Genomic DNA, 13,631 nt, shown 5'->3' on the forward strand with positions numbered 1-13,631 from the left:
GACAAGCTGTGACCTTCCAAGCTTCTGAAGCGAGCAAGCGGCAGAGGAATCGCGCCACGTACGCCGCATTCACCGCACACATTGAACATCTGTGCCGCACAGACCCCGGTGCCCGTGCGGCGCTGCGCGCGGGCCTGCGCCGCGACCTGGACCACCCGCGCACACGCCCCATGCACCGGCTGCTGACGCCGCGACTGCCGGAAGGGTGCGACGACAAGACAGCGCAGGCTCACTACACAGTAGCCTCGCTGATCGCGGCTCAGCCCCGACACGCCTTCTCACCCGACCAGGGAGACGACGAAGACACCGCAGACGAACACAGGGCGGCAAAGAAGCAGGCTCCTCGGGAGGAGGGAGAACCGGGCGAGAGGGGAACTCCGCCCGGGCCGACTCCGTATGGCTCCTCGTTCGGTGCCACCCTGGGCCAAGCCGTCACCACAAAGGGCACCTCAATGCGGATGAGCGCCGCAGAAAGCCGTATCAACCTCCTGACGCGGCAGAGCCTCCGCGGTATCCACCTACACCTCCCTGCTGCGGTGAATCAGGTACGCACCACCGACGCCTCCATCGACTGGGAACAGTTGCTGGCAGACCTCGTCGACTGGCCGTACCAGTCGGGGCGTATCAGCCGCCGCTGGCTGCAGGACTTCTACCGGATCACGGCCGGCGCCGACCAGGACTGACCCTCACCCACAGGAGATCCCCGATGAACCTCAAGCCACGCTTCATCGACATCCACGTCGTCCAACCAGTCCCCTACGCGAACCTGAATCGGGACGACACCAATTCGGTGAAAAGCATGCTCTACGGCGACGCCCTGCGTACCCGCATCTCCAGCCAGTCCTGGAAACGGGCTACTCGCAAGCACTTCCAGGACACGCTCGGCGAGAACGCGCTGCGCACACGCCGTATCGGCGAGCGGGTCGCCGAGGTGCTTCGCGAGCGTGGGTGGGATAAGGCGCTTGCCGAACGCGCGGGCGCGCATGTTGCGGCGGGGAGCAGCATCAAGTGGGAGGTGGCCAAGGGGAAGGACAGGCAACCGATCACGAACAAGGTCCTGACCAACGCGCTCGTCTATCTTCCCGAAGACGCTGTCGAGGACTTGGCCGACATCGCCGAAGCCAACAAGGACGCGCTCACGACCGACTTCACCGGAAAAGGAAAGAACAAGCCCGAAAGCGCCCTGAAAGGGAAGATCGACAAGATCCTTGTCAAAAGGAACGGGGTTATCAACCTCTTTGGCCGCATGCTCACCGAGGTCGACCAGGCCAATGTGGACGGTGCCGTCCAGGTCGCGCACGCCTTCACCACGCACACCACTGAGGTCGAACTCGACTACTTCGCAGCTGTCGACGATGTCACCGAAGCGAAGGATGATGAAACGGGCAGTGGCCACATGGGCACTGCCGAGTTCAGCACCGGCACCTTCTACCGGTTCGCCACCGTCGATCTCAAGGAACTCATCAAGAATCTGAGCGATGACAGCGACATCGCACTCGATGCCGCCCGCGAGCTCGTCGGCCAGTTCCTGCTCTCCTTCATCGAGTCCCTGCCGCAGGCGAAAAAGAACTCCACCGCCCCGCACACCATCCCGCATCTGGTCCACGTGGCGGTCCGCTCCGACCGGCCGCTGTCGTTCGCCGCAGCCTTCGAGGAACCCGTACGATCAGCCGGACACGGCGGCTTCGTCGGGCGCTCCGTGGAAGGCCTCGATGCGTACGCCAAGGCCGCGAACACTCTCCTCGGCCCCGACCGAGTTCTGCACGCGGCACATGCTTCCCTCCAGTTCGACAAGCTCGAGCACCTCGGCGAGCGTCACTCGTCCTTCGACGCTCTCGTCACCGCTACCGTCGACTTCGCTCTCGCCGAGGCCCCGCAGTGACCGACCGCCCCTCCCGAGGGCTGCTGTTGCGTCTGGCAGGCCCACTCCAGTCCTGGGGCACGCACAGCAAGTACGCGCGACGCGACACAGCCCGATTCCCCACCCGGTCGGGCATCGTGGGCATGCTAGCCGCAGGTCTCGGGCGAGTGCGCCAGGCGTCCTTGGACGACCTCACGGAGCTGTCGATGACCGTACGTGTCGACCGCCCCGGTGTCGTGCTGTCCGACTTCCACACCGTCGGCGGTGGACTGCCCGCCGATGAGACAGTGATCACCGTCGACGGAAAACACCGCCCCGAGGGTAAGGGCACTCTGGTATCCAGGCGCCAGTACCTAGCCGACGCTGCTTTCACGCTCGCGCTGACGTCCGATGATGAAGCGCTGCTGCACGCGTGCGCCACTGCCCTGCGTGACCCGTACTGGCCGCTCTTTCTCGGCCGCCGGTCATGCCCGCCGGAAGGCCCGATCCTGCTGGGCTGCGGGGAAGATCCGCTGCGCCACCTGGTACAGCTGCCCTTGGCTGCCAAGAGGCCGCGCAGCGGCCGGCAGCCGGTTGAGTTCTACGGCGACAGACCGCTCGGTGCGCTCCCCGTGAACTCCGACGCCCCGGACAAGAGCGACGGGGATCACCACAGCGGCGAGGTCACCGACGAGCCTATGTCTTTCGCACCACTGGCACGCCGGTACCGGCCTCGGCCGCTGTACCGGCGTGCCGTGCACCTACCGGACGCCGCCTACAAAGGCTTCGGCACCGGCTACCTGGAGACGCTCCAGAACTACATCGACACCCATTTCGCGACGGCGGAAAGGAGCACCCGGTGACTGCATGGCTAGCCCCCATCGTGCCCTGCTCTCGCGAGGCCCGCCGAACTGAGCGGCAATGTGCAAGGCATTCGACCGTGCCAGCGCATGGTGCAGATGTTCCCCGACGCGCTCGAAGCGGCGTACGACTCCTGCCACACCCTCATCGACGCTGCCTGCTCCGCCAGAGCGCGGGCGCGAACGGGCTCGTACTCCGGCTGGCCGGCCTGATGCAGTCCGGGGGCGAACGCTCGGCGTTCACCCCCGACGGGGACACCGCCCCGTCCCCCAGGCGCTCCGCGCTGCTCGGCGCGCTTGCCGCGGCGCAGGACATCACCCACCAGGACACAGGCGCACTCGACCGGTACGCGGCTCTGGAGTTCACCGTCCGGGTGGACCGGCCCGGCGGCCGACGAAGCAGATGTGCACACCGTGTACGACATGCCCCTCTGCTTCGCCCTGCACGGCCGCAACTACGCACGACGCCAGCTCCACCGCACCGGGGAACGCTACTCCCTGCACCTGGTTACCGGCCCCACACCTTGCCCACAAAGCTGGTCCACTACGCCATGAAGGAGGCCGCCGCATGAGCCCCAGCGCGGCCCTCGCCCGCATCCGCCTCAATCCCCACAGCCGCGCCGTCCAGCGCGACCTGCGCAACGCTACCGACATGCACCGCACCCTCATGCGTCTGGTACCCGACGGCCTGGGCGGCAGTCCCCGGCAGACGGCCGGGCTCCTGTACCGCCTCGACGTAACCGACACCTTCAGCACGCTCCTGGTCCAGGCCGCCACCCTCGACCCGACACGCCTGCCCGACGACTACGGCCACACCGACGTCAAAGACCTCACCCCGGTGTTCAACGCCCTTCAGAAGGGCCTCGCCGTCCGCTACCGCATCGTCGTCAACCCGGTCAAAACCGAACGCCTGCCACTGGAGAACAAGGGCCGACGTGGCAAACGCATCGCGCTCACCGGACCGGACGCCGACCAGTGGTGGGCACGCCGCGCCCACGAGGCCGGACTGCACCTGACCACAGCGCTGCCCACCCTGGTCGCTGCCGTGCACGGCCGCGGCGACAGCGCCGCCGCCGTGCGGCACCACCTGGTGCGCTACGACGGCACCGCCACTGTCACCGACCCTGACGCCCTGGCCGAGGCCGTACTGGTCGGCATCGGACGGGCCAAGTCTTACGGCGCTGGGCTGCTCAGCCTTGCCCGCGCGGCCGCATGAGCCCACGTTCGACGGCGGCCAGGCCCATAAGCGCCTGGCCGCGACCGCCCTGGCCTTGCTCTCCCCGGCGTCGCCGACTTCCTGTACTTCTTGTACCTCGACGTCCTCCTCGCCGAAGGGAGGATGTCCGGACCCCGCGTGTGGATCGCTCAGCCGGTCCGCCGTCCTCCCCGCCGATGCCGGGGGCGACCCGTGGGAAAGAGGCACCCCCACGTCGGTGAGGAGGACCCCACGGCGCGAACGCGTACGAGTGGGACGCCGGAACACCCCGCGCTGGCGGGGAGGGCCGCAGTGCCGAGGGGACGGCGTCGCTGGTCGGCAGAGCACCCCCGTGGTGGGGGAGGACTCGGCCCTCCAGCTCACATGACGGCACACCCTCACGTCGGCGGAGAGGACGCTTAGTACCCGCACGCCACCCAGGTTGGGCGGGGAGACCCGGCGCGGCGATGGCGTCGTGCAGCGATCCGGTACGGAACACCCCCGCGTCGGCGGGGAGCACAGCTTGGTCCGCTTGGCCTTCAGCTCGCGGATCGGAACACTCGCGCATCGGCGGGGAGGACGTGTCCGTCTCCCTGAGCGTGAAGGCGGGCGACGGTACACCCCCGCGTCGGCGGGGAGGACTCTGACTCCCTGTCCTTCCTGTACCTGGACATGGTCCGAGTGGTACAGGACGACACCGGCGCGATCCAGATCGACGAACACCGCACTGATCTTGTCTAGTCCTTACTGCAGCCTTGTCCTGCCTGTCCTCGGCCCTGACGTTGCCATCACCACCCCGGCCCTGGCCACCCTCGCCCGCCACGGCACCAGCGTCGTCTGCGTCGGGGCGGGCGGCGTCCGCGCCTACGCCGGCATCCTCCCCGACTCCCTCACCACCCACTGGCTCGAACAGCAGGTCGCAGCATGGGCCGACCCCGCACAGCGCCTCCAGATCGCCGTCCGCATGTACCGGATGCGCTTCAAGGACGCTGACGTTCCCGAATCCGTCACCCTGGAGCAGCTCCGCGGGATGGAAGGCCAGCGCATGAAGGCCTTCTACAAGATCCTCGCGCAGCAGCACGGCATCGGCCGCTTCCGCCGCAACTACCGGCCCGACCAATGGGACACCCAGGACCCCGTCAACCTCGCCCTATCCGCCGCCAACACCTGCCTGTACGGCGTCGTCCACGCCGCCCTGCTCGCCCTCGGACTCTCCCCGGCCCTCGGCTACGTCCACACCGGCACCCAGCACGCCTTCGTCTACGACATCGCCGACCTCTACAAAACCGAGATCACACTCCCTCTCGCCTTCGCCCTCCACAACTCCGACAAACCCGAACAAGAAGCACGCCGCCGTTTCCGCGAAGACCTCCGACTCCTACGCCTCCTGCCCCGCATCGTCCACGACGTCCAATCCCTGCTTACCCCGCCCCACACCCCCACGATCACAGCCAACGACGACACCGATGACGAACGCACCGAACGGCGCGACGACAAATGGTCCACCTCTGGGACCCCAAAGCCGGAGTCCTCCCTGCCGGCGTCAACTACGCCCAAGGAAAAGACTGATGCCCTCCATGGTCGTCATCGCCACCACCGCAGTCCCCGACCACCTGCGCGGCGCCCTCAGCCGATGGACCAGCGAAGTAGTACCCGGCATCTTCGTCGGCAGCGTCTCCGCCCGCGTCCGCGACCAACTCTGGCAGGCCGTCACTGAAGTTGTAGGTAACGGCGCCGCCATCCTCATCCACCCCACTGACACAGAACAGGGCTACGCCATCCGCACCGCAGGAACCCGTCGCCGGATCCCCGTCGACTTTGACGGACTTACTCTGATTCGTATGACTGCTGCACCGAGAGTAAAGGAAATGCAAAGCCCCTCTTGAAGTGCAGGTCAGGAAGTGTCCTCCCCGCCGACGCGGGGGTGCTCCGACCGCGCAGGCGATGGCGCCGAGCGCCGACATGTCCTCCCCGCCGACGCGGGGGTGCTCCGAGCCAGGAGGTTCCCGAGGGCGCCAAGGTGCTGTCCTCCCCGCCGACGCGGGGGTGCTCCGGCCATGGCCTACATCTACTGACACCGCACGGCGTCCTCCCCGCCGACGCGGGGGTGCTCCGACCGCGCAGGCGATGGCGCCGAGCGCCGACATGTCCTCCCCGCCGACGCGGGGGTGCTCCGCTGGTGCAGTGCTGGGAAGCGCTCAACGCGTGGTCCTCCCCGCCGACGCGGGGGTGCTCCGGTGAGCGGCTGATGGCGCAGGTCCGCGTGATGGTCCTCCCCGCCGACGCGGGGGTGCTCCGCGCCCCGGGGTCCCGTCCGGGTTCGCCCATCCGTCCTCCCCGCCGACGCGGGGGTGCTCCGCATTCGGCAGAAGGTAAGGCGCGCGGTGGACCGTCCTCCCCGCCGACGCGGGGGTGCTCCGCCGTCGTTCGTTGAGCAGCCGTCCGCCGATGCGTCCTCCCCGCCGACGCGGGGGTGCTCCGCGCACCAGTACCGGACAGCGCTGCAAGGAGCCGTCCTCCCCGCCGACGCGGGGGTGCTCCGAACGCGGCCACTTCATGGCCAGATGCGAACTCGTCCTCCCCGCCGACGCGGGGGTGCTCCGGACGCCCTGGACCGGATCTTCGGGAGCTGACCGTCCTCCCCGCCGACGCGGGGGTGCTCCGCCCGCTGGCACATCGACCTCGTCGCCACCATGGTCCTCCCCGCCGACGCGGGGGTGCTCCGGGAGTGTCGGCCGCTGAATAGCCGTACCGTGCGTCCTCCCCGCCGACGCGGGGGTGCTCCGAACCCGCCCGGGTAGGCGAAGGAGTCCGACTGGTCCTCCCCGCCGACGCGGGGGTGCTCCGACACCCAGGCCCGCCGCGGCGGCTACGTCTGGGTCCTCCCCGCCGACGCGGGGGTGCTCCGCCAGGGCGCCCGCCCGGACCGCGCGACGGTGAGTCCTCCCCGCCGACGCGGGGGTGCTCCGATCGCGGTGCGTGTCGACTCGATCGGCCTGTCGTCCTCCCCGCCGACGCGGGGGTGCTCCGTATGCGCCCTGTTCGGACGGTTCGCAATGGAAGTCCTCCCTGCCGACGCGGGGGTGCTCCGGAGGGCCAGGACTTCCAGCCGCTCGTCCCGGCGTCCTCCCCGCCGACGCGGGGGTGCTCCGACGCCCACGATCGACGTGTGGGCCGCCCAGGCGTCCTCCCCGCCGACGCGGGGGTGCTCCGCCCGGCGTGTTGATCTCACCGGCGACGAGCGTGTCCTCCCCGCCGACGCGGGCGTGACTGCGTCGCAGGTCAGGGCGCTGCTTGATCCGTCCGGGCTCCGCAGAAGCGCCTGTAGGTTCGTCTCACCTGACGGTCCGACCAGCACCACGGACGTCGGCTTCTTCGGCGCCCTAGTGGAGCGGCGTGACGACTCGGGGGCTGTCGATGCCGACGGGCCGGTCCGCCTTCGAGCGGGACGATCGTCCTCGCCATGAGGATCACGCGAGGTGCAGACCGGCCGGGAACACCGGCCTCGTCACCCTGCAGGAGGTGCCGGTGAGTCAGCTTCTCCTTGAGCGGCACGCAGGCGCTCCGCAGGCCACGTACTCCCTCAGCACTGCTCTTGTCGGTAAGAACCTCGATCGCAACGTGATTCTGGACGCGGGCTGGGACAGCTACGCGTGGAAGGCTACGGTCTCGGCGTGGTGGGAGCAGTAGAGCCCGAGGGTGCGGTGGGGTGAGTGCGGGTTCCACCGGTACGACGGGCCCCGCACTCACCCGGGCCGCGAGGCGGCGAGCGGGCTGGGTCAGTCGTCGTGGAGGGTGAAGCTGTGTTTCATGCTGCGTTTTAGCTTTTGGCGGCTGTGTTTGAGCTGGGCGCGGACGGTGGCGGGGTTGATGTCGAGCATGTCGGCGATCTCGGCGGTGGTGAGGCTGTGGACGTAGTGCAGGACGAATGTCTGCTGTTCGCGCTGTGTGAGGGCTGATCGGATGGATGCGGTGAGGGTGTCTATCTGGATGTTGCGGACGGCTGTCTGTTCGGCGGATTCCTCGAGTTGGGGCTCTATGAGGTCGAGTAGGTCGGCGGAACCCGGGAGGACTTCACGGTTGGTGTGCCGTCGGGAGTTGACGACCTTGTTGCGCAGGATGCCGCAGGCGTACCGGAAGGGCGGGGTGGGGTCGGCGAGGACCTCGCGCCACTTGGTGTACATGACCTCGAAGGTCTCGGCGACGAGGTCCTCCGCCGTCCAGGCCGGCACCCGCACTTTCGCTATCCGGGTCAGCCTCGCGCGCGCATCGGCGACGAACTCCTCGAACATCGCGGTCCGTTCGTCCATGGCAGCCCGTCTGTCGGCATGGGGCGGCCTCCCCCCGCTGGTGTGCGAGGGGAGGCCGTGGTGCGTGGTGGAGCCCATCAGACCTCGTCGTGCGTGTCGGTCCGCGACCTGACGTCATCGATCCAGCGTTCCCAGCGCGAGCGGACCTCGCTGCCGATCTGGGTGACCCCGTCGAACAGCAGCACCGAGAGGACCACGGCGAGCAGTTCGGTCTGGAGGGACTGCAGATCGGTCAGCCACTGGGCAGCGAGCAGCCCGCCGCTGAGGATCCGCCCGGTGATGCGGAGTTTGGGCAGGGGCGGCATCGAGCGCAGCACCACCCGGGAGTCGAACGCCAGGTCGCCGTTGTGGTCCGCGCGGGCCCGCAGGGGCTCGAAGGTGACCGCCTTGCGGATGGCCTTCGCCACGGCCAGGAACTGACCGATGGTCTCGCACAGGACATCGAAGACCAGGATCACGATGGCGGCGCACCGCAGGCCGGGGTGGAGCGACTCCGTGCCGGGCAGCAACGAGATGCCGGTCATGGCCGCGCCGACGAGACGGGCGAACAGCCGGGAGCGCATCCACGGTGCGTCCTGCGACGCGGGATGGGGGAGCGCCGGTACCGGCTCAGTGATGCCCGAGGGCTTCTGGCCCGCCCCGTCGGTCCGGGACCGCGTGCTGCGGGACGGAGGGCTGGACCGGCTTTGCCCGGTCACCCGCGCGGCGCTCTTCCTGCCGCGTGCGGGTGACCTTCTGGTGCCGGTCCTTCTTGGAGCAGGACGGAGAGGACTTACCGGCCTTGGGAACGGCGGACTGGTCCTTCGGGGGACGACGTGTCATGGCACTTCCTACGGGTCAGGTGCGTGGAGTGAGGCCCGCGGCGGGTCTCGACGACTCCGTCGTCGCTCAGTGCGGCAGGTGGTGCGTGTGGGATGGGCTGCACATCACGACGGTGATCGCATCTTCTCCGGTCAGTTGCACATCCGTCCAGTACAGACAGTGTGAGACCGCTAGACGGATAGTAATATTCATGACTCAGCGTTTAGATTGCGCTACGCAGAGTTATTTTTTACTGTGATGTGGGTCACATATGCCCTTCGGAATCGACGATTCCGACAAGGTATTAGCGAGACGCGTTCAGGTGCGTCGGAGTGAGGCCCGCCATCGAGGCTCCGGGATGGGCAGAGGTGGCGGGCTTTCACCCCAGGTCACGGACGGTGACAGGTGCCAATGTGAGTCGCCACTGGAGCCCCTTGACGCGCAGATACGCCCCTTTGGGGCGTGACGTCGATCACATGTAATGAGCATTCTTTGCTTCATTCATGCCAGTAGCGAGTTTTGTCCCATAAGAGGCATACAGTCGCTTGAAGTTGAATGCTGCGCTATAGGTGGCGAAGCTCCTGCTTCCCGGCTACGGCCGCAGTGGCCGCTGCCGTACCCAGGTCCCCTACCGCTATGCCCAGCGCATGCCGATGGTGGAAAGCTTCTCGATCCGTTCCGGGGACAGTGTTGCGGCCCTGCTGCGTTGGTTGCTGATCCATGCCCCGAGCCGGAGCTGCCGCTCCTCCTGGTTCTGGCCGTCCCTCTCGGCGACGACGATCGTCTCGACGTGCTTCCTCGGCACCCGAAGGTGCCCCTCACGCTCGTAGAACTGCTTGGCGGCGGTGTAGTTGAGGGCCCATTTGTCGGCCTGGCTGGTCCGCGGTTTGGGTTTCTCGTCTTCGCCGGCGGGTTGGATGCCGAGGATGTGTTCGCACATCCACTGCTGCACGCTGGTGAGCTTGTCCCACCCGAGCCGGACCGAGCGCACCCACCGCCCCAGATCCTCGCCCTGGTGCACGACAACACCGGGCTCGGTGGGCAGTGCGCCGCCGGCTTCGAGGTGCTGTCGGGTGAGGTGGAAGGCGCGTTGCCATTCCACGGGCCAGGTGGGGCACCAGGAGGGGTCGATGTCCTCCAGCTGTTCGCGGCGGCCTTCCGACAGTGCGCCGGCTGCCGATTCCACGGGCAGACCTTCGGCACGCCGCTGCTCGTTCTCGGCGGCCCGGCGGGCGGCGGCCCGCGCATTCTTCAAAAAGATCCCTACCCGGTAGCCCTTGTAGGTGGCGTCCAGCGGGGCCAGGAGGTGGCCCGCCTCGGCCGCCCACCCGCGCGCGGCGGCCAAGCCCTCTTCCCATGCGACGTCGAAGTGGCTCCAGACCATGCCCAGCTTCTCCAACTGTTCGACGCGGTCCTCGTCCATGTTGCCGCGGGCGTAGAAGCGCCGGTTGTCGGCGATCCATTGCCCCAGCGGGAAGGAGGCGAGGGAAGCCGGCCACCCCTCAGCCTCCGCCTCCTGGCCGTTGGGCCCGGGGACGCGGTACGTGAACGGCACCTTCAGGTCTCCGTGGATCCGGTGGTACAGGGCGGCGGCTTCGATGCCGCGCCGCCAGTGCTGGTGTTCGGGGTTGAGGACGCGCAGGTTGATGAACGCGGCCAGCTGCGCGGGGTCGCGGGGGGTGCTGAATTTCAGCAGCTCACGCGCCGGTTCCGAGAGTCGGTCGCTTCGGTCGCTCGCGGCTCCCTCGCCCTCCTCGCTGCTCGAGCGGGTCTGCACGCCCCGGACGCGGCTTGGCGCCTGCTGCTGCGCCAGAGCCTCCACCACACGGGCGTCGTGCGCCCTGAGCGCCTCCAGCAGCTTCGCCAGGCCACCGAACGCCCGCGAGGTGAGCATGTTGTCCGCCGTCTCACCCGGCCCGAGCAGCACCGGCACCACGAGCGAAGCGACCTTGCCCTCGCCGGGCTGCATCCGCAGTGCCCGGCCGACGGCCTGGACGAGGTCGGGCATGGAGCCGCGTACGTCGGCGAAGTACACGGAGTCACAGTTCTTTGTGTCGACGCCTTCACCCAGGACCTTCACGGACCCCAGGTAGCCCTTCTCGACGACCGTGCCGTCCGTGGCGATCCCGTCGGCGAACTCCGTCAGAACCCGGCGCCGGTGCCCCGGCTTGTGATCGCCGCACAGCCAGTTGGCCCAGATCGTCTTGGGGTACAGCTCCGGGGCGGCGGCGTGCAGCTGCGCGGCGACGTCGGCAAGGCCGGCCGCGAACGCCTCGGCCTCGCGGACCTGGTGGTGGAAGACGAGCGTGCGCCGAAAGCCTTCCTCGGCCGACGCCTTCACCAGGGCGGTCTGCAGGGCCGCGAGACGGGCCCCGCGCACCTGCTCGGAGCGCGCGTCCTCGCCCAGGAGCTGGGCGGCTTGGAGCTGAGTGTCGGTGATGTCCACACACACCACCTGGTAGGGGGCACAGATTCCCCTGTCGATCGCCTCCGACAACGTCAGGGTGAAACACCTGCTACCGAAGGGGCCGCTCGGGTCGTCTTCCATCGAAGCCACCAACTCGCCCGGCGCGCCCTGGTCAAAGCCCTCGTCCAGCTGCCACAGCCGAGGCGTGGCACTCATGTAGAGGCGGCGCAGGGCGGGGATGCGGGTGTTGTCGTGGACGCCCGCCCATGGTTTGCCGATCCGGCCCGAGGTCCGGTGGGCCTCATCGACCACGATCAGGTCCCACCCCGGTAGGCCAGCGTTGTGTGCCCGCTCCAGCGTGCCGAGCCCGAGCGAGGCGTAGGTGGCGAACACGGTGACCTTGTCAAACGGCCGCACCCAGTCGACCAGCTCTGCCACGTCCGTGGTGTTAGGGAAGGACACCTCCCCACCCCGCAGGGAAGAAACCCCGATCATCGGACCCGTACGGCCTCCCTCGCGCCAGGCGGCCTCAGTCTGGGCAAGCAGATCAAGGGAGGGAACGAGCACCAGTACGCGTCCTGCACGGAGCTCTTCCGCGCTGCGCACGGCGACGAGGGTCTTGCCCGACCCGGTCGCCATGACTACCTGAGTCCGCAGCCCCTGCTCGGGCACAGTAGATCTTGCAGGCAATTCGAGTGCTCGGAGAACCGCGTCCACGGCTTCACGCTGATGAGGACGAAGTTCTTTCACAGCCATCCGATCCACCCTCCCCGCGAGCTGGACAACAGCTATCACGACCTATACACGACCAACGACCCTGCAGACCAAGGGAGTTGGTTTGCAAGCCCCTAACGCAGCACCGGCTACACACCTCCGATCTGGGACACAGACAACCGTCTCCAGCGGATCACCCGCCTCACAGCACCGCAGCCAGCTAAGTCCAGAGTCTATCGCAGAAAAAAAATGAAGCAGCTACATCAGAGAATCGATTCGGAAGCTACGGGTACTCCGAAGTCATCACTGCCCACCATCCGGGAGAGATCATGGAACAGAACACCGAGAACCATCAAGGCAACCGGTTCTGCAAGGCCTGCGGCACGCCCGCCGAAGACGGGAAACTGTGCAACCACTGCGGCGCCGCCCTGGACCTCCCGGATGGCGCAGGGCTGATCGAAGACCAAGGCGCAGCCGTACGGCGCGACTTCGAAGGACGCACCCAGCAGCAAGAGCACAGGTGAACGAAACAGTAGCGATCCCAGTCTGCTGAACATCAGGCACGGGGGTACACGGGCCGGCATGGCATCCAAGACTGATCGCATCACGTCCCTGCGGGCCGTGCGGCAGCTGCGCCGGGTCCGCACCTTCTACGCGGTAGGCACCCTGGTGTGGGCGGCATCGACCGCCTGGACCAGCTGGCAGACCCCCGGAAGCCGGCAGATGTGGGTATCCGCCCTTCTCCTGGCCATCTTCACCGGCCTCCTGCTCGCATCCTCCATATGGCTCCAGCGTCTTCAGATCACGGGCTCGGCCGAGCCCGCCCGTCACGCCGCCCCACGGCGAGCGACCAGGCAACGCCATGCCCATGCCTGACTTACCGCTCGCACGGCCGGGACTCCCCGCGTCTGCAAGAGCGATAGCCGGGCATACGGACGTCACTCCCTTGTGAGAGGAGCTGGTCATGCTTGGCATAGTCGCGGCAGTATTGTTCTTCTTTGCGTTTTTGATCAACGCGGCTGATATCAGTACCAACGATGCGTTCTCTTCGACGAACGTCATGCTTCTGGGGCTGACGGCTTTGGCTTTGCACGTGGCTGGAGTCGGCGCCGGCTGGGCCCGCAGGCGCTGACCTCATGCCGGCAGCCCTGTGGTGACAGTCTGTCACCACAGGGCTGCCGAGCCGCGAAACCCACCACCCCCTATAGCCAGCCCGGCCCGCGCCAGCGGGCCGTAATGGTCCTGCAGGCGCAGCCGGAAGGACCACAAGGCGGGGAGCGCAGCGGACCGCCGACCTGGCTGAAGCGCAGCAAAAGCCAGGGGACGAAAGTCCCGCAGCTTCGGGAGCGGAGCGGACGAAGCGTCATCCTGCTTGCGCAGCAAGCAGGATGAGCGGGATGCGCAGCATCCCGCCAGCGCTCCCGCGGAGCGGGAGCGCAACCACCGTGCTGCGCACGGTGGTTCGCTTGCATCGCGCGCAGCGCGATGGGACCCGCTCCGCGGG

General features: G+C 67.9%; 14 protein-coding genes, 1 pseudogene and 1 CRISPR repeat array. Of the genes and pseudogenes, 11 read left to right on the top strand and 4 right to left on the bottom strand.

From position 1 onward, the window contains the following. Positions 1-8 precede the first annotated feature (8 nt). The 8 genes and pseudogenes from casB to cas2e all read left to right on the top strand — a co-directional run bounded on the left by casB (position 9) and on the right by cas2e (position 5,781). Positions 9-683 carry a type I-E CRISPR-associated protein Cse2/CasB gene (casB, locus tag IE212_RS33030; RefSeq protein WP_190201676.1) on the top strand — a complete coding sequence of 225 codons (675 nt, stop codon included), beginning with the start codon at positions 9-11 and terminating at the stop codon, positions 681-683. 23 nt (positions 684-706) lie between these two features. Further along, positions 707-1,882 (top strand): type I-E CRISPR-associated protein Cas7/Cse4/CasC, encoded by a 1,176-nt coding sequence (gene cas7e / locus IE212_RS33035; RefSeq protein WP_190201677.1) that lies wholly within the window; start codon positions 707-709, stop codon positions 1,880-1,882. Beyond that, a complete protein-coding gene (cas5e, locus tag IE212_RS33040; protein ID WP_190201678.1) occupies positions 1,879-2,703 on the top strand; it encodes a type I-E CRISPR-associated protein Cas5/CasD in 825 nt (274 codons plus the stop codon). Before cas7e ends, cas5e begins: the two co-directional genes overlap by 4 nt. 87 nt (positions 2,704-2,790) lie before the next feature. Beyond that, positions 2,791-2,913, top strand: a complete 123-nt coding sequence (locus IE212_RS35495; protein ID WP_268250811.1) for a hypothetical protein — start codon at positions 2,791-2,793, stop codon at positions 2,911-2,913. After that, positions 2,913-3,272: a hypothetical protein gene (locus tag IE212_RS33045; RefSeq protein ID WP_190201679.1), complete on the top strand. Its 360-nt coding sequence runs from the start codon at positions 2,913-2,915 to the stop codon at positions 3,270-3,272. The genes IE212_RS35495 and IE212_RS33045 overlap by 1 nt, the downstream gene beginning before the upstream one ends. Further along, the gene (cas6e, locus tag IE212_RS33050) at positions 3,269-3,916 is read left to right on the top strand and encodes a type I-E CRISPR-associated protein Cas6/Cse3/CasE (RefSeq protein WP_190201680.1); all 648 of its coding nucleotides are present in this window, start codon (positions 3,269-3,271) and stop codon (positions 3,914-3,916) included. The genes IE212_RS33045 and cas6e overlap by 4 nt, the downstream gene beginning before the upstream one ends. Positions 3,917-4,567: 651 nt before the next feature. Further along, a pseudogene (gene cas1e / locus IE212_RS33055) lies at positions 4,568-5,464 on the top strand (type I-E CRISPR-associated endonuclease Cas1e). Next, complete coding sequence (gene cas2e / locus IE212_RS33060) at positions 5,464-5,781, top strand: type I-E CRISPR-associated endoribonuclease Cas2e (protein WP_190201681.1); 318 nt, start codon at positions 5,464-5,466, stop codon at positions 5,779-5,781. The pseudogene cas1e and the gene cas2e overlap by 1 nt, the downstream one beginning before the upstream one ends. Before the next feature lie 17 nt (positions 5,782-5,798). Continuing rightward, positions 5,799-7,108: a CRISPR direct-repeat array (repeat unit 29 nt; unit sequence GTCCTCCCCGCCGACGCGGGGGTGCTCCG). A 566-nt stretch (positions 7,109-7,674) separates the two neighbouring features. Here cas2e and IE212_RS33065 read toward each other — a convergent pair. The 4 genes from IE212_RS33065 to IE212_RS33080 all read right to left on the bottom strand — a co-directional run bounded on the left by IE212_RS33065 (position 7,675) and on the right by IE212_RS33080 (position 12,169). Further along, on the bottom strand, positions 7,675-8,205 hold the full coding sequence (locus IE212_RS33065; RefSeq protein ID WP_190201682.1) for an RNA polymerase sigma factor: 531 nt from the start codon (positions 8,203-8,205) through the stop codon (positions 7,675-7,677). 77 nt (positions 8,206-8,282) lie between these two features. Beyond that, positions 8,283-8,768: a hypothetical protein gene (locus tag IE212_RS33070; RefSeq protein ID WP_190201683.1), complete on the bottom strand. Its 486-nt coding sequence runs from the start codon at positions 8,766-8,768 to the stop codon at positions 8,283-8,285. Positions 8,769-8,814: 46 nt separating this feature from the next. Beyond that, positions 8,815-9,027 (bottom strand): hypothetical protein, encoded by a 213-nt coding sequence (locus IE212_RS33075; protein ID WP_190201684.1) that lies wholly within the window; start codon positions 9,025-9,027, stop codon positions 8,815-8,817. A 613-nt stretch (positions 9,028-9,640) separates the two neighbouring features. Further along, positions 9,641-12,169 carry a DEAD/DEAH box helicase gene (locus IE212_RS33080; RefSeq protein ID WP_190201685.1) on the bottom strand — a complete coding sequence of 843 codons (2,529 nt, stop codon included), beginning with the start codon at positions 12,167-12,169 and terminating at the stop codon, positions 9,641-9,643. A gap of 287 nt (positions 12,170-12,456) precedes the next feature. Here IE212_RS33080 and IE212_RS33085 point away from each other — a divergent pair, with 287 nt between their 5' ends. The 3 genes from IE212_RS33085 to IE212_RS33095 all read left to right on the top strand — a co-directional run bounded on the left by IE212_RS33085 (position 12,457) and on the right by IE212_RS33095 (position 13,259). Then, positions 12,457-12,651, top strand: coding sequence for a double zinc ribbon domain-containing protein (locus IE212_RS33085; RefSeq protein WP_190201686.1), 195 nt, complete (start codon positions 12,457-12,459; stop codon positions 12,649-12,651). 58 nt (positions 12,652-12,709) lie between these two features. Then, positions 12,710-13,003 carry a hypothetical protein gene (locus IE212_RS33090; RefSeq protein WP_190201687.1) on the top strand — a complete coding sequence of 98 codons (294 nt, stop codon included), beginning with the start codon at positions 12,710-12,712 and terminating at the stop codon, positions 13,001-13,003. An 88-nt stretch (positions 13,004-13,091) separates the two neighbouring features. Next, positions 13,092-13,259 carry a hypothetical protein gene (locus IE212_RS33095; protein WP_190201688.1) on the top strand — a complete coding sequence of 56 codons (168 nt, stop codon included), beginning with the start codon at positions 13,092-13,094 and terminating at the stop codon, positions 13,257-13,259. The last annotated feature ends 372 nt before the right edge of the window (positions 13,260-13,631 follow it).

Source organism: Streptomyces djakartensis (genome assembly GCF_014651075.1).
In the GTDB taxonomy this organism is placed as follows: Bacteria; Actinomycetota; Actinomycetes; order Streptomycetales; family Streptomycetaceae; genus Streptomyces; species Streptomyces djakartensis.